The organism is Bacillus sp. MM2020_4, assembly GCF_011250555.1.
GTDB lineage: Bacteria > Bacillota > Bacilli > Bacillales > Cytobacillaceae > Neobacillus.
Genome location: NZ_JAANMZ010000018.1, coordinates 38,677 through 58,316, shown reverse-complemented (window position 1 = coordinate 58,316; position 19,640 = coordinate 38,677). Strand labels below are relative to the sequence as shown.

The window sequence follows — 19,640 nt, the reverse complement described above, 5'->3', positions numbered from 1 at the left end:
GTTGGGGTTAGTAATGGTGCCTGTCACCGTTGCGACTATATCCACGTTATTTAATTTTAATTTGCTTGCTTCCTTCTAGTTGAAGGTTCCAATATATTTAGATTGGGGCCTGTAAATGGTGTTGTTCTCAGCTTGTTCGAGGACGTGTGCTGTCCAGCCAACCATTCTGCTTGCGGTAAAGGTGGGGGTAAATAGTTCTGCATCCATATTGATTGCTTTCATGATGGCGGCAGCATAATATTCTACGTTAGTATAAAGTGACCTGCCAGGCTTCAGTTCAGCTAATACCCTGATAGCAGTGTCTTCTACAGACATCGCTAGGTCAAGCCACTCATCTACTCCAATATGGTCCATCAATTTGGCTTTTAGGGCGATGGCTCGAGGGTCGTGTGTTTTATAAACTCTATGTCCAAAGCCCATTAATTTCTCTCCGCGCAAAACCTTTCCACGGATCACCATTTCTGGATCTCCAACCAGAGCAATTTCATCAAGAAGTTCGATGACACCTAAAGGGGCACCTCCATGAAGTGGCCCTTTCATTGTTCCGATGGCTGATGTAATGGCCGAAACTAAATCTGACTCAGTAGATGCGGTGACCCTCGCTGAGAAAGTAGAGGCGTTCATTCCATGTTCAATTGTTAAGATCATGTATGTCTCTAGGGCCTCCACGTGGGCAGGGGATGGAACTTTTCCACTCAGCATATACAAATAGTTTTCAACATGGTCTAAATCATCACGGGGTGATACGAACACTTTTCTGTCTAACTGACTTTTTCGATAGGCGATAATGGTAGGGACCAAAGCGGTTAAACGAATGGCCTGTGCAACAGAAGGTTTCCAGCCATAATCAAGATAACCACCCTCCGCTGAAATAGCCGTTCTAATAACACTCATTAGTTCCATGTCCCTGGGAAGCTGATGTAGTATTCCCTTAACATATTCGGGAAGTTCACGATTACCTTTCAGATCTTTTTTCAATGCAGCTAGTTGGCTAGTATTTGGAAAATGGCCAAACCATAAAAGATAGGAAGCTTCTTCAAAGGAGAAGTTCTTAGCCATTTCCTTAATGTCATATCCTCGATGAAACAACTTGCCATTTTCTCCATCAATATGACTAATGAATGTTTCGGCCGCCACAATCCCTTTTAAACCTTTTTGAATCATCTAACTCGCTCCTTTCCATATTTGTTATTATTTTATAAAATAAACATAATTAAGAATACTGAATATTATTGAAGTGGTTGATTACTATTTTTAATAAGGAGCATGACATGGAATTTCAATGGCTTAACACCTTTATTACGGCGGCAGAATGTGGTAATTTTCGCAGGACAGCGGAGCTTTTATATATTTCGCAACCTTCCGTTACAGTCCATATAAAACAACTGGAAAAAGAACTTGGAATCCTGTTGTTTCATCGGGATGGGAAAAAAATTAAACTGACAGAAGAGGGAATACGATATTTACTTCACGCAAAAAAACTCCTCGAAGTGTATCAAGAGGGCCTTGAGGAATTGAATTCGTTTACCCAAGGATATACGAAGAAATTAACCCTTGGAATTTCACCGCTTATCGCAGATACCATCCTGCCGTATGTTCTAAAAAGTTATACAAAGCAGTACCCGGAGGTCGAGATTTCAGTCAAAATAATTGAATCCCTCGATATCGAGGAAGCGGTCTTACAGGAAGAAGTGGATTTAGGACTTTCGTGTCTAACTAGCAGTCGCCCAAATTTGATTAGTGAGCTTTTATCAAAGGATAGAGTTATATTAGTCGCTCCACATGATGGTAGAGATGCCGAATTGGCGCCGCCTCTAGACGAGGAAGAGGTGCTAACAACCAATTATCTAATTACCCACAATCATCCTGGATACTGGGACCTTCTTTGCAGAATGGTCAAAACCAAATATCCCAGTGTACGAATGATGAGAGTTTCGCAGGTTCATATTACAAAAAGGTTTATTGTGGAAGGATTAGGGGTGTCGTTCCTTCCGACATCGACGGTTAGGAGAGAATTATTAGAGGGTAGATTATTAGAAGTAGAATGTCATTCCATTCAAATGCCTGAGGCTAACACGTATGCCATTATGAAATACGATCATTCAAAACAGAGAGAATTTTTAACGTTTATGGCTAATTACAGATTGTAGGCAGCGATTCTGTTTATTAAATTCACTGCAAAAAAAAAACGGGTCAGTCAAGCATATGTTGCTGACTGACTCGTTTTGTTGTTTCCTTAAAATTAATGTTGACCTTCAGTGAAGATTTGAAAGGTTACTCCGAACTTGTCTACTACCGTACCGTAACCAGGGCTAAAGAAGGTTTCTTGGAACGGCATTTGTACTTGACCGCCATCTTGCAAGGCATTAAAAAATGTACGAGCCTTTTCAACGTCGTCAGTGGTGATGCAGATGGTCACTTGCGTTCCGATTTGATGTGGTTGACCCGGGAAAGTATCGGAAAACATGAGCTCTGTCTCACCAACTTTAATGGTCGCGTGGCTTACAAGATTCTTTGCTTCCGCTGGAAGTGGGAATGCCGGATTTTCCGGCATTTCACCGAAAGATTGGCTGAAAAGAACCTGTGCATCCAATGCCTTTTGATAAAACTCAATCGCTTCCTTTGCATTTCCGTTCATCACTAAATAGGGAATTAATTTTACTGTCATAAATAACCGCTCCTTGTCCCATAAGATAATTACTTGCTTTATTCGATAGTCCGAAGACAGGCATCTCGCTGACACAAACCAAAAAAAGCAGCCACATCCTAGTATTACCGATATTCCAATTATAAAACAAAGAATGTATGTTCGCAATAGTGCAATTGGTGTCAGGCACCAATTGCACTATATCCACGTTATTTATTTAGATCAGTTAGGTATCTTTCTTTGATGATTTTACCATGGTGGATGGCGTGGCCTACGATGATGTAGGCGATGGCGCGGGTGGTGATTTCTGTTCCGTTGGCAATGCCTTTTCTATTCCAACCATCGTCGGCCATGGTTTGGATAAGGGTGATGGTGGCATGACGCACGGCTTTAAAATCTTCAAGAATCTCTTTATTCGACAGCAGATCGAACTGGGAACCATTAATATAATCGTTCTCATCGAACCCAGCCAATGGTGTCTGGTCACCGCGGCCAACCCGAAGCAGGCGGTAACTCATAATTCTCTCGGTGTCAGTCATATGACCAAGAACTTCTTTAATACTCCATTTATCCGTTGCATAACGGAAATGACCATCTTCTTCCGACAGTCCTTCAAAAAGGGCAACCATCTCTGCTAAATTCTCTTTCAAAATCGACAAAAGGTCACCATCAGAAACTAGTTTTACATACGGTACATAATACTTTGGATATTCATTATCTACTGGACGTTGTAACAATCCCATTCTCTCCCCTCGAATCTTGAAGGCCTGTTCGCCCTTCATATTAAAATGGTACCATTTTAATCCTACCATAGTATTCAAAAAAATCGAAAAAATTAAGTTATAAATAGCCACAATAAAAACAGGGTTATGTGTAACTTGTAAAATACAGAACAATATAGCAAACTAAATTCGAATACAAAAATTTTCCTAATTAAGAGGTTATTAAAATGTCCAAAGTAGAAATCATTGTCTTAAACGCGGAGGATGCCCGAACAGCAGAAGCTTACGGTGCGGATCGTCTTGAGTTAGTATCTGCCATGACAGAAGGCGGGTTGACACCAAGCCACGGGATCATGAAAACGGTCGTGCGGAGTGTGAAGATTCCTGTTATGGTCATGGTCCGCCCACATAGCTTTTCGTTTGTGTACCGCAAGGAAGAATGGGAGGCCATTCGCGAAGATATAAAAATAATAAAAGAATTGGGTGCGGCGGGAATGGTCTTCGGGGCCATAAATGATCAACAGAAAGTAGACTTTGACATGCTCTCGATGGTGTTGGAAGAAGCGAAGGGTCTTTCCGTAACGTTTCATCGTGCGATTGATGAAACTAATTCTCTTGAGGCTTATCACTCCCTATGTCAATCTCCATTTAAGGTAGATCGTATCCTGACATCAGGCGGAAGGCCGACAGTAAGTGAAGGACTTGATTCTGTAAAAAAAATGATAAATGTGTCGCAGACATCTAAAGATAACCCAATCATCATGCCTGGCTCTGGTCTTTCTGTTAACAATATTGAATACATTCACAACCAACTCCATGCCGCGGAATATCATTTTGGCTCAGCAGTAAGGAAGGACGCCGATTTTCATAATCAAATCAACGGGGATGAAATCCAAAAGATCAAGAAAATACTCAGCTAGAAACAGAAAAAAAGAGCTGCTAATTGAAGAATCAAGCTGCAGCTCTTCTTAATTTATTAAACCATTTTATCAAATCGAACACGTTTATTAATAACGTACATAACAGGCATGCCAACTGCCATCACGACAAATTCACCAACCGCTGTTGTCAGCCATGTGAACATGAATGGCAAATCAAACGCCAAATGCAGTTCAAGGGCAATCAAGAACATCGTGAATGTGAAGACAAGTGTATTGACAATCATCCTCGCCCAAATGCCTTTAATGAAACGTGCGCACGCGATCGCAATGAACAAGGCAATCACCGATTGGCCGACACCGAAAATCAGGTCATATGCCCTCATTGGTGAAAAGAATAAATTCGTCAAAAATACACCAAGGACGATTCCATAAATGTACTTTTTGTTAAAAACAATGAGATGATTAAACATTTCCGATACACGAAACTGTACCTGGGTAAATCCAAATGGCTGGATTAAAGCCGAGACGGCAATGTACAATGCAGCAATAATCCCGTTAACGACAATTCCTTGTACTTTGCCTTTAGTGGCAGTTCCAGCGGAATTGGCTCCAATTGGCTGTGATAATGTGTTAGTTGTTCTCTCCATATTCATTTCTCCTTAGTTTTTTTACGTGGGAGGTTCTCGAACCACGTTACTATATAATACTTGCAATCTAATATATTAATATAAATAAAGCTGCTAGTCAATGACACTATTTTGGAAAAGTAAAGGATGCCGCATCGAAGCACGGTATTGATGACAGTCTCAAATATGGACTGCGTGCAAACAGCAATCAGCCACCACTTATTTTCTGGATTATTTTTCAAAAAGTGGAATTATAACTAATAAATTTTTCCAATTTGTGCATCCTAAAAGAAAAAAGGGAATGGCTAATAAATGAAATATAATAAAATGTTCTTACTCGTAATAATGTTAGTACCATGGCTGTCATTGCCCCTCTTAGGGAAAAAATCATTTCGGCGATTCTATCCTGGTGCCCTGTTTGTGTGCATTTGGATAGCCTGTGAAAGTCTTTTAGCAAAAAAAAGGATTTGGTGGCGATTTTACGAAAAACTTATTCCGAATGTAATGGGGGAAATTCCTTTTATTATCGGGCCATTTTTTATCGGCTCAATATGGATTCTAAAGTTCACGTTTGGAAATTTCTTTCGCTACATTGTACTGAATTTCGTCATGGACTTTTTGTTTGTTTATCCCGGGATGATTGCCCTCAGAAATATGGGAGTGGTTTCACTTGTCAGAATGAAACATTATCAAATGGGGATTTTATTTATGGCAAAATCGGTGCTCATGTATGTGTTTCAATCATTCGCCGAAAAATTACGCAAAAAGCCGAAAAATATTATTCAAAAAATACTTTCATAAAAAATAAAACGCCACGAGTTGAATGGAATGGTTCAACTCGTGGTGTTTTTTTGAGATTCAGGCATTATCGGGCAATCGGTAAAATGATACAATTAGTATAAATAAGCTTTTTTGATATAAACGGGTGAATGGAGGACCAATCAAGTGAACACTAACAAAACAGCCCTCATTTTAGGGGCAAGTGGTCTCGTCGGTCATGAGTTAGTAAAAACACTCATTCAGCGAAATCAATATAATAAAATATATTTGTTAGTCCGCAGGCCCATTGGAAATTTTGAATCGAAAGTTTGTGAACAGCATACAGTGGATTTTGATAAGCTGGAAGCCTATCCTGAATTATTTCAAGTAGCGGATGTATTTTGCTGTTTGGGAACAACAATTAAAAAAGCGAAGTCCAAAGAAGCGTTTCGGAAAGTGGATTACGATTATCCGGTAGCGGCCGCAAATTTAGCACGAAAGGGCGGCGCAGAAAAATATCTCATTGTATCAGCGATGGGGGCAGACTCCCAATCACGTTTTTTCTACAATCGGGTAAAAGGTGATGTCGAGACGTCCTTAAAATCAGTAAATTTGCGCTCATTACATATATTTCGCCCGTCCTTACTTTTGGGGAAGCGGAAGGAGTTTCGTTTTGGTGAAAAATTGGCGGCGAAAGCAAGTGGTATATTCAATACGATTATGGTCGGGCCGTTGCGTCCATATAAAGCTATCGAGGCCAAAAAGGTCGCTTTGGCCATGGCTATTGCAGCAGAGTCCGACGCAACTGGTGTATATACCTATCCTTCACACGAAATTGAACGCATCGCAAATCCAAAATAACTCAGGGAAGTGACCACTTCGCTGAGTTATTTTTGATAAAATCATTTATGAAAAGGCCCTTAATCCCATGACCCCAATGATAATCAACCCAACACTCACAATCCGTCCAATGTTTTTCGACTCCCCAAAAAGGAAGATGTTAATGAGCACAGCGCCAGCAGTGCCAATACCCACCCAAACGATATAGGCAACACTGAGTTGCAAAAAATGGAACGAGGTATATAAAAAGGCAAACGAAGCACCGAAACCGCCGATATAAAGCAGACCGTTTCTGAATGTTTTCCGTTGACTATATAATTTTAGTCCGGCAGCACCGGTAATTTCGCCCACAGCTGCCAAAAGAACAAATAACCAACCCATACTTTAGGCAGCTCCTTTCTCGATTTCTTTTTCCTCTGTTTTATTATCGGCAAGGTTTAAGCCAATGACACCGATTACGATTAAAACGACGAACAAAAACATGCCCGCATTAAATCTTCCACCAAACAAGAAAACATCCATTAACACCGTGCCGACCGTGCCGACTCCCGAAAAAACAGCATAAACCGTTCCTGTTGGTATACTTGCACATGCTTTGGGAAGGTAGTGAAAATCGATTAGGATAATCCCAATTACCATTCCCCATTCCCACCAAGTCTCAGCAGTATTAAAACCGTATACCCAAATTAATTCAAATAAACATGTTAAAACGACATAAAACCAGGCTTTATTCATATTATTCACCTCTTGAAGATGCCTGTTAGGTCTCATTACTATTCCCTAAGCGAAACCGTCATATTATGTTAGGATACCATATCATTTCAAAAAGTGGTTTAAAACAACCTGTAAGAGTATGGAAAATTTCCACCAGCGGGAAATTAGTGTGATATAAATCACGAACCTCTTTAAGAATAATCATTATAATTAATACAAACAGGGGAAAAATAAAAGAGGATGGTGAAGAAATTGGAATATACGTTTAGATCACTTTACAGCGAAATTGGCGGTCAGGAAACAATTGACCAGTTAGTTAATGCCTTTTATCCGCGGGTCTATGATGATCCCGAATTGGCACCATTGTTTGAAGGGGATATGAATGAAATCATGCGGAAACAGCGAATGTTTTTACCGCAGTTTTTAGGCGGCCCAGCACTTTACAGCCAGGAATTTGGACCACCGGCAATGAGAGACCGGCATATGCCATTTGAAGTAACGCCTAGAAGGGCACAGTGCTGGCTTCGTTGTATGAAAGAAGCCTTTCAGGAAATTGGCCTTGATCAAAATCCAGCAGGACGAGCTTTTTATGATCGTTTAACACAAGTTGCAGGAATTATGGTGAATACACCTGACAATGAAGAAAATTAATCCCGACTCGGTGTCGGGATTTTACTTTGTTCTTTAAAAAAACTCCTCTTGCCATAAGAGGAGTTTTTCAGATGCCATCATTATTTTTTCAATTTAGCCCATGTTGCATCAAAAGCTTTCAAAGTTTCGTCCTTTGATTTTTGGTTGCCAACATATGCTTGTAGTGTTGCGCCGAACTCTTGACCCGCACCATCCGGATATTTCATGAACTGCCAAGAGTAAGTTTTGCCATCTTGAGAATATTTCTGAAGATCAGCACCTAGAGGTCCAATGTCTTCAGCCTTTGCTTCGATTGTTTTAAAGGCAGGAAGATATTTGAAATCCTTAACTAACGCTTCTTTACCTGCATCAGATGAAACCATCCAGTTTAAGAAATCTTTAGCAGCCTTTTTGTCAGCTTCAGGAGCTTTGTTATAAACAACCCAGTTCGTTGGTACGTCAACCATTAACTTATCTGCTTGTTTAACATCGTCTGTTAAGGCTAGTGGAATGAAGCCAACTTCCATACCAGGATTTAATTTATCAAGCATTGGCTGAATCCAGTTACCTTGTTGAATCATTGCTGTATTTCCGTTAGCAAAATCGGTAACTTCTGTGTTGTAGTCGGTTGTTAATGGATTTTTATTACCATATTTTACGGTTAAATCAACAAGTTTTAAGTAATCTTCAAAATATTTATTGCCTTCAATCTTAGATTTTCCTTCGTTTAAGCCAGGGATGAAGTTTTCATCATCAGCTTGTTGGTACGCAAATGGAACATTTAAACCATGGTTCGCTAATACCCACCACTCAGCATAACCAACTGAAAATGCAGTGATCCCTGCATCTTTAAGTTTTTTTGCGGCTGCTTCTAACTCTGAATATGTTTTTGGAAGTTCCTTAATACCTGCTTTTTCGAATAGTTTTTTGTTATATGCGAAACCGTAGCCTTCCATGTTAACAGGCTGACCATAGATTTTACCATCCATTGTCATTGGCTTTAAGGCATCTGGATATGCATCTTTTACCCATTCCTGATCAGATAAATCTTCAAATTTGTCTTTCCATGTAATCGCTTCTTGATACCCACCACTACCAAAGATATCAGGAGCTTTATTGGATGCAAATTTTGCTTTAAGCGCCGCAGAACCGTCCGCACCGCCACCAACGGATTCAATGTTAAATGTAACATTTGGGTGCTCTTTTGTATATTTATCTGTTAACGCTTTCAATTGGTCAGCAATTTCAACTTTACCGTTAAAGAGATCGACCACTACTTTTCCATCTTTACTGCTATTGTCTTTCTTCTCCCCTGATGAACTGTCACTGTTACCGCAAGCACCTAATAGAAGTGAAGCTGATAAAATCCCTGCTGCGATTGAATATTTTTTGAAAGCCATTTGTTTTCCCTCCTGGTTTGTTAGATCTAATTTTTATATAAGTCCCTGCTGCCCGGTTAAATTAGACAGCAGGGGTTGATCCCTATCGTAAAATCACTTGATTGAACCGCTTGTAATCCCTTTGATAATGTGTTTTTGCATCGAGAAGAAGAAAATTAACAAAGGTATGATACCCAAAACAAGAGCTGCCAGTGCTAAATCCCATTGCTTGGTGTACTGGCCAAAGAAGAAGAATGTTGCCAATGGAATGGTTCTTAATCCAGGATCCTGCAGGACCAATGATGGTAATAAGTAATCATTCCAAATCCATAGGCTGTTCAGGATGACAATAGTAACTGTGATTGGTTTTAGCAATGGAAACACAATTCTCCAAAACACACCAAACCTTGAGCATCCGTCAATAATAGCCGCTTCTTCAAGTTCTACCGGGATTCCTTTCACAAATCCGTGATATAAGAAGATGGTCATTCCTGATCCGAAACCTAGATACATGATGACAAGGCCCCAGATGCTGTTTAACATTCCTAGGTTCCCTGCTGTTTTAATCAGCGGAATCATAATCGATTGAAACGGAATGATCATCGCAGCAACAAAAGTCATGAAAATGATATTGCTGATTTTCTTTTTTGTTCTAACCAGCATGTACGCTGCCATGGAGCAAAAGATAACCAAGACCACATTACTTACAACAGTGATAATCAGTGAATTTGCAAAAACCTTTAGATAGTCTAATTTTTCAAAGGCGTTTACATAGTTATCTAACATCAATACCTTAGGTAAGGCTGATGTGTTCGTTAAAATCTCGGCAAACGGTTTCAAGGAGTTTGTAATCAAATAATAGAATGGAACTAAAAAGACAAGACCAAGCAGTATAGCCAGGATTTCACCAATAAATGTCTTGCTTGTATACTTGTTTCCCATTATGATTCAACCTCCCTCTTCTTCGAAATCGTTACCTGAAGGATGGTAATGGCAGCAACAACGATGAAGAAAATTAATGCTTTTGCTTCACCAATACCATAACGGTTATTGACGAATGCCTCTGTATAAATGTTAAGCGCTAACATCTCGGTTGATTTAAATGGACCACCGTTTGTTAACGACAGGTTTGCATCAAAAATCTTAAATGATGAAGCGGTTGTTAAAAATAAACAGATGGTTACGGCTGGTGCTACAAGTGGCATCGTGATGTGGCGCAAAATCTGCCATCTATTTGCCCCGTCTATTTTTGCTGCTTCAATCAATTCCTGCGGAACATTTTGCAATGCGGCAATATAGATAATCATGATATAGCCTGCACCCTGCCAAACACTAACAATGACAATTCCCCAGAACGCTGTCTTCGCATCGCCTAACCATGCTAATTCGAAAAATGGTATTCCAGTTAGCTCGCCAAGGGAAGCAAATCCTTTTACAAAAATGAACTGCCAGATAAATCCTAGTAATAGACCTCCGACCATGTTCGGCATGAAGAAAACGGTACGCAGAACGTTACTTGTTTTCAATTTCTGGGTGACTAGCAAGGCTAATCCAAATCCAATCATATTCGTTAAAATAATGGCAACTACTGTATATTTTGTTGTAAGCAGGAAGGACTGCTGAAATTGCTTGTCCTCAGTAAATAAATATTTGAAGTTATCCAGTCCAACCCATTTAATATTTCCTGTAATCCCATTCCAATCTGTAAAGGAATAATAAATACCCGTAAAGAAAGGGACTAGGACGATTAAAGTAAATGCAAGGAAGACTGGGCCGACAAATAGGGCGAATAACCCTGCATCCTTCAGTTTCTTCTTATTCTTTAATGAAACTGACTCTTTGAGATTTGTGTTCATTCGTTCGGTGATGACCGTATTTTCCACGGTTTCTACTTTACTTTGGTTCTTCACGACTGCACCTCCTATACCCTTATTTTAGTGATTTAAGAAAATTATGAAACGGCTTACATTGACCAACAGGGTGGAAAATATTGAACAATCCTTAAAATTCATACTATTCTACTCCTACTATGAAAGGTTTTAATAAATTATGATACTATAGGGGAAATCCCCTTTTTTTGGAGGAACATCACTGAAAAAAAGGTCAGTAAGGGAGGAAGGTTAGGTCCTGATTCAAGTAGGAGAACTAACCAATGCGATATGGGATGGAGCATTCGGAAAAAGTTAATCATTTTTTTAATGGCAGCAACGGTTCTCCCTTTTGGAGGCTCCATAGCCATTACGTATTTACAAACGACTAGTTCTCTTAATAACCGCTTTGTTTCAACAAATCATGAATTGATAGAAAAAGGGGAAGAGGAGCTTACCGTTTACTTAGACGATGTTGCGCAAATGTCTTCGGTCCTATACCGTTATACCCCGTTTATGAGTGTGATGAGAGATGGGATCTCGCAGGACTTTATTACCAATCAGGAAGAGGTGCGCAGGGCACTTGCCTATTTATTTAACTCTCGGCCTGAAATTGAACAAATGCATATTTACATTGATAAAGGAAAGGATTCTTACACCAATTATCATTCGAGAATTAGCGGCAGGGGGAAGTATGAGAATGTCTTTTCGCATCCCTACTATGCCCGGCTACATCACTCTGATGATTTTTCGGTGATTCAGCCGCCGCATGAAATTTATAGTTATAATCATCAATCAGTCATTCCTATTTCCCAGAAGAAGAATGTGTTAAGCTTTCATAATTCCTTAATCGACCTTCCATCAGACCATTTTTTAGGGCTTTTATCGATTGATATTAACCTTTCAAAAATAAGTGCAATTGCTGACCGTTTATATACAAAAGATGTAGAAGATCTATACATAATGGATGAAAATAGTACCATTATTTACTCTTCTAAAGAGAAAGACATTGGAAAACGGAACAATGAAAATTGGTACAAGGATGTGAAGCAAAGACCGCTTGAGGGAAAAAGTGTTGAATGGAAGGATAAACAATTTTCAGGTGTTATTGTCTATGAAAGATTTTCCGCACCCTATAAGAATTGGTATATTGTAAAACGGATCCCGTATAATGTCCTTTACCAAAGTGCCAGACAAACAGCATTAATGAATAGTATCATTGGTCTTGTTACACTTGTGGTTGTCTTATTTGCCACAATGGTCATCTCATTTAAAATTACAGCCCCGATTAGTGTATTGATTGGTAATATGAAGAAAGTAGAAAAGGGGGAGCTCGAGGCGGATTTTGACTCGTTGGGGAACGATGAAATCGGCATGCTTGGCCGCCATTTTAAACGGATGATCAATCAAATTAATGAATTAATTTTCCGAGAATATAAATTAGAACTTGAGAATAAATCTTCGCAGTTGAGAGTGTTGCAATCACAAATCAATCCGCACTTTCTCTATAATGCCTTTCAGTCAATTGGCACTTTAGCGCTTAAAATGAAGGCCGTCCCGGTGTATTCGTTATTGACCTCTTTATCTAATATCATGAGATACAGCATGAATATGAAGGAAGATATCGTTCCGTTTGAAATGGAAATGAAGCATGTTAATGCCTACCTTTCATTACAAAAACAGCGCTTCGACGAGCAGCTTGACTTTCATATAACGGTGGAAAAAGAGGTTGAAGAGATTCTAGTGCCGAAAATGATCCTGCAGCCTGTTGTGGAAAATTGCTTTAAACATGGATTTGATCAACAGATCGAAAAAGCAGTGATTCATATCGAAGCAACCATAAACGATGAAGGGTTGGTTTGTATCCGTGTTAAGGACAATGGAATTGGAATAACGGAAGCACAACTGGATGGAATTCGCCAAGAATTGTTTGAAGGGCGTATCCTAGAAGGGAAGCATAGAGAATCCATCGGGTTAAAAAACATCTATGACCGCTTGCAGATTTATTATGGCACTCAGGCTACGATGTCTGTTCACGGTATGGAAGAAGGCGGATTTACGGTACAGATTCAGATTCCAAGGGTGATGCAAAAAGAGGTGGAGCAATCATGAAAGTCTTAATCGTCGATGATGAAAAACATGTTCGCGAAGGGATTAAATTGCTTGGGGAATGGGACAGGAATGGAGTCACAGAAATTTTTGAGGCAGCCAATGGCGAAGAGGCTATTGGGCTGATTCAAACCTACAAACCGGAGATTATTTTTTCAGATATGAAAATGCCGAAAATGGATGGTACGCTTTTGCTAGAGTGGATTAAAGAAAATCAACCCGCTAGCAAGACAATTGTTGTAACCGGCTACGATGATTACCATTATATGCGAAAGGCCATCCATTTCGGGAGTATGGACTATCTATTAAAGCCTGTTGACCCAGAGATTTTAAATCAAACATTGGAAAATGCGGTAAAGGAATGGAAGAAGGGCGAAATGGATCGCCAGCGAAAAGTAAGTAGTGCACAATTGATCAATGAAATGAAGCCCGTCTACAGGGACCGAAAGCTGACACAGCTAATCAATAGTGAAAGCATTGATATAGAGTTGTATGAGGAATTTGGGTTCCTTCCATCACAACAGTACACTGTCGCTTTGGTCCGGATTAATCGAATGGCGAGTAGGGCTTTTAAAGGTGACCGGGATTTAACATACTTTACTATCTTGAACATTATTAATGAACTATTACTGGAAAACGAATGTGGAATTGGTTTTCGGTATCTGGCTAGTAAGGGTGAAATTATCATTATCTTTTGGAATCAATTTGAACGCATGGAGGACCTATTATTACAAATCTATCAAACGATTAAGAATGTCATCCATATTTCATGTCCAATTGCGATTGGAAAAAAGGTTGGTAAAAGTACGAAATTAATTGAGTCTTATCAGCATGCGAAGCAGGTTCTATTGCATAGTAATCTCTTGGATAAATCAGAAAACCGTGTGTATCGTCAGGATGTTTTGGCGACGGTAACACTTAGAAGCTTAATGGCTTATTCGGCTACTATTGAATTAGCTGTACAGGCCGGTGAAATCGGGGCATTTGAAGAATTACTAGAGCAAATTACAAAGGACTATACGGAAAATGATTATTTATCCCTTAAACAGCTGCTCCATTTTGAAAATGAATATTTGGTGATCAGTAACCAATGGTATAAGAAATACGACATTCCTATAAAAGTTCCGGATGATATTGAAAGACGAACGGACAGATTTTTTGACAAAAGTGGTACATTTCTTTTGGATAGTTATAAACAAGGGATCAAGCGGGAAGTTACTTTCTTTTTGAAAAGGGTAAAACAAAAAGCAAGCCAGAAAAATAGGAATGTAATTGTTGATATCGAAAAATACCTACAGGCGAATTTCGACCGCGATGTGAAACTGCAGGAAATATCTGATCATTTTTATATTAGCAGGGAATACATCTCAAGGAAGTTCAAACAAGAGTTTAATGTCAATATTTCTGACTATATTGTCAAAATCCGCATGGAACGGGCAAAAACCTTATTGAAAAACAGTCAGATGAAGATATATGAAATGGCAAATATGGTTGGTTATCAAGACGATAAGTATTTCCGAAAGGTGTTTAAGAAAGTGGTGGGTGTTACACCGAATGAGTATCGTGAAATGAATATGAATAAAAAATGAGCAGAAATGGAAACTGCTCATTTTTTATTGGGGATGATATAATACTGCTATCAAACTTTTATTCAATTCGCCTATATGCACCAGGAGAGATACCATGTTTCTTTTTAAACACTTTATGAAAATAAGGATAACTGCCAAATCCGCATTCAAGAGCAATTTGTTCTAGTGTCATAGATGTATATTTCATCCGTTCCATAGCTGCCGCCAGCCGAATCTCCTGCGCATATTCCATCATTGTTTTCCCGACACTACTTTTGAATAAATGAACAGAACGGGAGATACTAAGACCGGCATGCCTCGCCACTTCTCCCACTTTAAACGCAGTCATGGCATGCTCTTCAATGTATCGCATCATCCGTGTCACCGTATACGGATGACTGAACGAGGAACCGGCTTCGCTAATGACACGTTCTAGAGTCAAACAGAGAGCTCGCAGTAAATAGCCAGATAGTTCTTCATTCTGACTGGATTCGGGGCGGCGTTTCTCAATCATCATGTAGCGCCATAATGCTAACAGCTTTTCATCCATCTCAATTCGAGCGACATCCGGCTTGGTGAAACCACTCCACCATTCATCAATCCAGGCACCATCACAGATTAAGTGGTAGTCACCACTCACTTGCCCCTCTTTAACTAGCAATTCATAATGATCCCCTGGTTTAATTAGCAGAAGATCGCCTGCCTCGATTTTTATTTTTCTCCCTTTTACCACCACTTCACAAATTCCTTCCGTTTGCAGACGGAACAGATAGGAAGGATATCCGGATTTATGTTGGGAGTGGTATCCATTTGTATGAAATGAATATCCGCAGAATAATATATTTGATTTCATTTACTCACCTTCGAAAAATAAATAGCAAAATAGTAGATGTTTTAATTATATCATCTATTTTGGTTTACAGATAAGTGTTGTACGATGTAATCAAATAAGTGATGTTAAAAGGAGTGGTAAGGAAGAATGGGAAGTGATCAGTGTCTTTAAACTATCAGTTCAATATTTTCCACCCTATCTGACAATGTAAGCCGTTTCATTAAAATTTCTATTCTCTAAAATAAATTATAAAGTGAACAATCAAAAGGGAGTGTTAATGATGTTGAATGTAACAATATGGAATGAAAATCGTCATGAACAAAAAAATCCAGTAGTAAGAGATATTTACCCGAACGGAATCCATGGGACAATTGCTGATTTTCTTAAGGCTGAAGGATTCGAAGCAGGAACCGCTACGCTTGATGAGCCGGAGCATGGATTAACAGATGAGGTATTAGCAAATACCGATGTATTAGTGTGGTGGGGACATCTTGCACACGGCGAGGTAAAAGATGAGATCGTGCAAAAAGTCCAACAGCGTGTCCTAGATGGCATGGGACTGATTGTCCTTCACTCCGGTCATTTCTCCAAAATCTTTAAAACATTAATGGGAACAAGCTGTTATTTGAAGTGGCGTGAAGCAGATGAAAAGGAACGCCTTTGGGTTGTAGCACCAAACCATCCCATTGTGGAAGGAATTGGCGAATATATCGAATTAGAAAAAGAAGAAATGTATGGGGAGCATTTTGATATCCCGCAGCCAGATGAGTTGATTTTCACAAGCTGGTTTGAAGGCGGCGAGGTATTCCGCAGTGGCTGTACGTACAAACGCGGCAATGGAAAGGTGTTCTACTTCAGACCAGGACACGAAACGTATCCAACTTACCATAACGAACAAATTCAACGCGTGATTATCAATGCGGTGAAATGGGCACAACCAGTCAAACGGGAACGTCCGGTTTATGGAAACGCTAAACCTTTAGAAGCCATTAAAGGGGGAAAATAATCATGGGGAAATTAAGAGTTGGAGTGATAGGCTGTGGAAGCATTGCGCAGCACCGTCATCTACCTGAATATAAAGCAAATAAAAAGGTAGAACTGGTTGCGGTTTGTGATATCAATGAAGAACGTGCAAAAGAAGTGGCCGAAAAATTTGGTGCCACTGCTTACATCAGCTATGAAGCATTAGTGACTAGCGGTACAGTAGATGCAGTCAGTGTATGTACCCCAAACTTTCTGCATGCACCCATCTCGATTGCGGCATTAGAAGCAGGCCTTCATGTGCTTTGTGAAAAGCCAATGGCAACTTCTAAACAAGAAGCGGAAGCGATGATTGCCGCTGCCGAAGCAAGCGGCAAAAAGTTAATGATTGCCCATAATCAGCGTTTTGTTCCATCGCATCAAAAAGCGCGCCAGCTAATTGCTAGCGGAGAAATCGGTAAAATTTACAGCTTCCGTACTGCATTTGGTCATGGCGGCCCAGAAGGCTGGAGTGTCGAGGGTAAAGAAGGCTGGTTTTTCCAAAAAGAAAAAGCATTTGTTGGTGCGATGGGTGATTTAGGTGTTCATAAAACGGACTTATTGCGATATGTATTAGGAGAAGAAATCACCGAAGTGGGTTCCTTTGTAGAAACAAGTGCAAAGGACTTCGCGACGGTTGATGACAATGCTGTTTGTGTATTAAAAACAGAAAGCGGCATCATCGGTACATTGGCGGCAAGTTGGGCTTATGTAAGTAAGGAGGATAATTCAACGATTATCTATGGTGAAAAAGCAATCTTACGTCTGGAAGACGACCCAATCCATTCACTTATCGTTCAATATGTGAATGGAGAAGTAGTTAAGTATGAGCTTGGGAAAATCCAGTCCAATGATGATGGCGGTCAAAATACCTCGCATGTGATTGATAAGTTTGTGGATTGTGTTCTTCTTAATGAGGAGCCGCCGGTTCCTGGTGAGGAAGGGATGAAGTCTTTAGAAGTTATTTTAGCAGCACTTGAGTCAAATGAAACGAAACAAATCGTCAGAGTGAACGAACGATGAAAAAACTACGAGTTGGCATCATCGGGGTTGGCGGTATCGCACAGGGCCGTCACATCCCTGCCTTTCTACAATTAAGTAATCAATGTGAATTAACAGCTGTCAGTGATGTAAACGTCGAAAGAGCCAAAGAGATTGCTGAAAAACATAGCATCCCATATGTTTTTGAGAATTATCGAGAGCTTTTTTCAAATGTGGATGCTGTATGTATTTGTACACCGAATAAATTCCATGCCGAAATTACGATTGCTGCCTTTGAGGCAGGAGTTCACGTTCTTTGCGAAAAGCCCATGGCTCTTAGTGCGATTGAGTGCGAAGCGATGATTGCAGCCTCTAAAAAAGCTGGAAAGATTTTGGCGATTGCCTACCATTACCGTTTCATGAAGGAAGTTCAAGCAGCCAAGATGGTGATGGAAGAGGTCGGAAAACCGCTAGTCGTAAGAGTCCAGGCATTAAGACGCCGCAAAGTTCCAGGCTGGGGTGTTTTTACCAATAAAGACCTTCAAGGAGGCGGCAGCCTTATCGATTTTGGCTGTCATCTTCTTGATTTAGCCCTTTGGTTAATGGGAAATCCAAAGCATATCGAGGTGTCAGGCACCACCTATAATGCCTTAAGTAAAATCCCTAACCAAGTGAACCAATGGGGAACATTTGATCACGAAACCTTTAATGTGGATGATCATGTTACTGCCTATATGAAGTTTGAAAATGGCGCATCGATGTTGTTCGAAACCTCATGGGCAGCGAACATTAAAGATGATTGTGCAAATGTCAGTATTTCAGGTGTGGACGGCGGGATAAATGTCTTCCCATTTGAGCTTTATACCACAAAGAATGGAATGCTGTTAAATAGCGAGGCAGCCTGGATACCAGGCGAAGAGGATCCAGATATACCACAGGCGAGGAATTTTATTGATGCCTGTCTTGGATTGGAAGAACTAGTGGTTAAACCAGAAGAGGCATTGCAGGTTTCACAAATTATAGATCGGATTTATGAGAGTGGGAGGAATACATTATGAAACTAGGCGTATTTACTGTACTTTTTGCGGAAAAATCATTTGAAGAAATGCTGGATACTGTAAAGGAAGCAGGGCTAAGTGCTGTAGAAATTGGAACCGGATGCTATCCGGGAAACAATCATTGTGATCTAGATGCGCTATTGGAAAGTGAAGAAGCCCGCAAAGAGTATAAACAAAAGGTTGAAGAACGCGGCCTGACGATTAGTGCCTTTAGTTGCCACGGTAATCCGATTTCTCCTGAAACGGAATTTGCCAAGCAATCACATGAAACTCTTTTAAAAACCATTGAATTGGCTTCCTTACTAGGTGTACCGGTTGTTAACTGTTTCTCAGGTACAGCAGGCGATCACGAGGGGGCGAAATATCCGAACTGGCCTGTTACACCATGGCCGAACGAATACGGCTCAGTTTTACAGTGGCAGTGGGAAGAAAAACTGATTCCTTATTGGAAAGAGGTTGGCCAGTTTGCCAAGGATCACCATGTAAAAATTGGTCTAGAACTACATGGTGGCTTTTTAGTTCACACACCATATACATTGTTAAAATTACGGGCAGAAACTTGTGATGCCATCGGTGCTAATCTAGACCCAAGCCATATGTGGTGGCAGGGAATTGATCCAGTCGCCGCGATTAAAATTTTGGGGAAAGAAAATGCGATTCATCATTTCCACGCGAAAGACACCTACATTGATCAGGAAAATGTGAATATGTATGGGCTAATGGATATGCAGCCATACGGTGAGGTGCGCACAAGGGCATGGACCTTCCGTTCTGTTGGCTGTGGACATAGTTTAAAAGAATGGTCTGACATGATGAGCGCCCTTCGTACGTACGGCTATGATTATGTGGTCAGCATTGAACACGAGGATCCTATTATGTCAATTGACGAAGGTTTTAACCGTGCCGTTGTGAATTTAAAATCTGTCTTAATTGAGGAACCTGTTTCGAATATGTGGTGGGTCTAACCTGAAAAAGTAGATTCGCCGATAAAGCATACATGGCTGCT

General features: G+C 40.1%; 21 protein-coding genes and 1 riboswitch. Of the genes, 11 read left to right on the top strand and 10 right to left on the bottom strand.

Going from position 1 to position 19,640, the window contains the following annotated elements:
• Nucleotides 1–75: 75 nt before the first annotated feature.
• Nucleotides 76–1,164, bottom strand: a complete 1,089-nt coding sequence (locus G6554_RS13000; protein ID WP_166242496.1) for a citrate synthase/methylcitrate synthase — start codon at nucleotides 1,162–1,164, stop codon at nucleotides 76–78.
• A gap of 107 nt (nucleotides 1,165–1,271) precedes the next feature.
• Here G6554_RS13000 and G6554_RS12995 point away from each other — a divergent pair, with 107 nt between their 5' ends.
• On the top strand, nucleotides 1,272–2,150 hold the full coding sequence (locus G6554_RS12995) for a LysR family transcriptional regulator (protein WP_166242494.1): 879 nt from the start codon (nucleotides 1,272–1,274) through the stop codon (nucleotides 2,148–2,150).
• Between the two features lie 92 nt (nucleotides 2,151–2,242).
• Here the strand turns inward: G6554_RS12995 and G6554_RS12990 are convergent, their stop codons facing one another.
• Both G6554_RS12990 and G6554_RS12985 read right to left on the bottom strand, forming a co-directional pair.
• Nucleotides 2,243–2,668 (bottom strand): VOC family protein, encoded by a 426-nt coding sequence (locus G6554_RS12990; protein ID WP_166242492.1) that lies wholly within the window; start codon nucleotides 2,666–2,668, stop codon nucleotides 2,243–2,245.
• Nucleotides 2,669–2,856: 188 nt separating this feature from the next.
• Nucleotides 2,857–3,384: a DinB family protein gene (locus tag G6554_RS12985; RefSeq protein ID WP_166242490.1), complete on the bottom strand. Its 528-nt coding sequence runs from the start codon at nucleotides 3,382–3,384 to the stop codon at nucleotides 2,857–2,859.
• Between the two features lie 212 nt (nucleotides 3,385–3,596).
• Here G6554_RS12985 and G6554_RS12980 point away from each other — a divergent pair, with 212 nt between their 5' ends.
• Nucleotides 3,597–4,289, top strand: a complete 693-nt coding sequence (locus G6554_RS12980; protein ID WP_166242488.1) for a copper homeostasis protein CutC — start codon at nucleotides 3,597–3,599, stop codon at nucleotides 4,287–4,289.
• A 56-nt stretch (nucleotides 4,290–4,345) separates the two neighbouring features.
• Here the strand turns inward: G6554_RS12980 and G6554_RS12975 are convergent, their stop codons facing one another.
• Entirely contained in the window at nucleotides 4,346–4,897 is a 552-nt protein-coding gene (locus G6554_RS12975; protein ID WP_207627612.1) for a QueT transporter family protein, read from the bottom strand.
• A 6-nt stretch (nucleotides 4,898–4,903) separates the two neighbouring features.
• A riboswitch (PreQ1 riboswitch) is annotated at nucleotides 4,904–4,948 on the bottom strand.
• 240 nt (nucleotides 4,949–5,188) lie between these two features.
• On the opposite strand from G6554_RS12975, the gene G6554_RS12970 reads away from it, so the two are divergent.
• Together G6554_RS12970 and G6554_RS12965 are read left to right on the top strand one after the other, a co-directional pair.
• Nucleotides 5,189–5,677: a hypothetical protein gene (locus G6554_RS12970; RefSeq protein ID WP_166242486.1), complete on the top strand. Its 489-nt coding sequence runs from the start codon at nucleotides 5,189–5,191 to the stop codon at nucleotides 5,675–5,677.
• A 144-nt stretch (nucleotides 5,678–5,821) separates the two neighbouring features.
• Nucleotides 5,822–6,496 (top strand): NAD-dependent epimerase/dehydratase family protein, encoded by a 675-nt coding sequence (locus G6554_RS12965; RefSeq protein WP_166242484.1) that lies wholly within the window; start codon nucleotides 5,822–5,824, stop codon nucleotides 6,494–6,496.
• Between the two features lie 45 nt (nucleotides 6,497–6,541).
• Here the strand turns inward: G6554_RS12965 and G6554_RS12960 are convergent, their stop codons facing one another.
• Together G6554_RS12960 and G6554_RS12955 are read right to left on the bottom strand one after the other, a co-directional pair.
• Nucleotides 6,542–6,856, bottom strand: a complete 315-nt coding sequence (locus G6554_RS12960) for a DMT family transporter (RefSeq protein WP_166242482.1) — start codon at nucleotides 6,854–6,856, stop codon at nucleotides 6,542–6,544.
• Nucleotides 6,857–6,859: 3 nt separating this feature from the next.
• Entirely contained in the window at nucleotides 6,860–7,210 is a 351-nt protein-coding gene (locus G6554_RS12955; protein ID WP_166242480.1) for a DMT family transporter, read from the bottom strand.
• A gap of 219 nt (nucleotides 7,211–7,429) precedes the next feature.
• Between G6554_RS12955 and G6554_RS12950 the strand changes: the two genes are divergently transcribed.
• Nucleotides 7,430–7,840: a globin domain-containing protein gene (locus tag G6554_RS12950; protein ID WP_207342974.1), complete on the top strand. Its 411-nt coding sequence runs from the start codon at nucleotides 7,430–7,432 to the stop codon at nucleotides 7,838–7,840.
• 80 nt (nucleotides 7,841–7,920) lie between these two features.
• Here G6554_RS12950 and G6554_RS12945 read toward each other — a convergent pair whose 3' ends face one another.
• From G6554_RS12945 to G6554_RS12935, 3 genes are all read right to left on the bottom strand, one after another.
• Complete coding sequence (locus G6554_RS12945) at nucleotides 7,921–9,219, bottom strand: ABC transporter substrate-binding protein (RefSeq protein WP_166242476.1); 1,299 nt, start codon at nucleotides 9,217–9,219, stop codon at nucleotides 7,921–7,923.
• A 93-nt stretch (nucleotides 9,220–9,312) separates the two neighbouring features.
• Nucleotides 9,313–10,140, bottom strand: coding sequence for a carbohydrate ABC transporter permease (locus G6554_RS12940; protein ID WP_166242474.1), 828 nt, complete (start codon nucleotides 10,138–10,140; stop codon nucleotides 9,313–9,315).
• The gene (locus G6554_RS12935; RefSeq protein WP_166242549.1) at nucleotides 10,140–11,054 is read right to left on the bottom strand and encodes a carbohydrate ABC transporter permease; all 915 of its coding nucleotides are present in this window, start codon (nucleotides 11,052–11,054) and stop codon (nucleotides 10,140–10,142) included. The genes G6554_RS12940 and G6554_RS12935 overlap by 1 nt, the downstream gene beginning before the upstream one ends.
• A gap of 303 nt (nucleotides 11,055–11,357) precedes the next feature.
• Between G6554_RS12935 and G6554_RS12930 the strand changes: the two genes are divergently transcribed.
• Together G6554_RS12930 and G6554_RS12925 are read left to right on the top strand one after the other, a co-directional pair.
• The gene (locus tag G6554_RS12930; RefSeq protein ID WP_166242472.1) at nucleotides 11,358–13,178 is read left to right on the top strand and encodes a cache domain-containing sensor histidine kinase; all 1,821 of its coding nucleotides are present in this window, start codon (nucleotides 11,358–11,360) and stop codon (nucleotides 13,176–13,178) included.
• Nucleotides 13,175–14,764, top strand: a complete 1,590-nt coding sequence (locus G6554_RS12925; RefSeq protein ID WP_166242470.1) for a response regulator — start codon at nucleotides 13,175–13,177, stop codon at nucleotides 14,762–14,764. Before G6554_RS12930 ends, G6554_RS12925 begins: the two co-directional genes overlap by 4 nt.
• 58 nt (nucleotides 14,765–14,822) lie before the next feature.
• On the opposite strand, the gene G6554_RS12920 is transcribed toward G6554_RS12925, so the two are convergent.
• Nucleotides 14,823–15,596 carry a helix-turn-helix domain-containing protein gene (locus G6554_RS12920; RefSeq protein ID WP_166242467.1) on the bottom strand — a complete coding sequence of 258 codons (774 nt, stop codon included), beginning with the start codon at nucleotides 15,594–15,596 and terminating at the stop codon, nucleotides 14,823–14,825.
• 259 nt (nucleotides 15,597–15,855) lie between these two features.
• Between G6554_RS12920 and G6554_RS12915 the strand changes: the two genes are divergently transcribed.
• From G6554_RS12915 to G6554_RS12900, 4 genes are read left to right on the top strand one after another with little or no spacing between them, the layout of a single operon-like run.
• The gene (locus G6554_RS12915; RefSeq protein ID WP_166242547.1) at nucleotides 15,856–16,581 is read left to right on the top strand and encodes a ThuA domain-containing protein; all 726 of its coding nucleotides are present in this window, start codon (nucleotides 15,856–15,858) and stop codon (nucleotides 16,579–16,581) included.
• Between the two features lie 2 nt (nucleotides 16,582–16,583).
• The gene (locus tag G6554_RS12910) at nucleotides 16,584–17,618 is read left to right on the top strand and encodes a Gfo/Idh/MocA family protein (RefSeq protein ID WP_166242465.1); all 1,035 of its coding nucleotides are present in this window, start codon (nucleotides 16,584–16,586) and stop codon (nucleotides 17,616–17,618) included.
• Complete coding sequence (locus G6554_RS12905) at nucleotides 17,615–18,634, top strand: Gfo/Idh/MocA family protein (protein WP_166242463.1); 1,020 nt, start codon at nucleotides 17,615–17,617, stop codon at nucleotides 18,632–18,634. Before G6554_RS12910 ends, G6554_RS12905 begins: the two co-directional genes overlap by 4 nt.
• On the top strand, nucleotides 18,631–19,599 hold the full coding sequence (locus G6554_RS12900; protein WP_166242461.1) for a sugar phosphate isomerase/epimerase family protein: 969 nt from the start codon (nucleotides 18,631–18,633) through the stop codon (nucleotides 19,597–19,599). The genes G6554_RS12905 and G6554_RS12900 overlap by 4 nt, the downstream gene beginning before the upstream one ends.
• The last annotated feature ends 41 nt before the right edge of the window (nucleotides 19,600–19,640 follow it).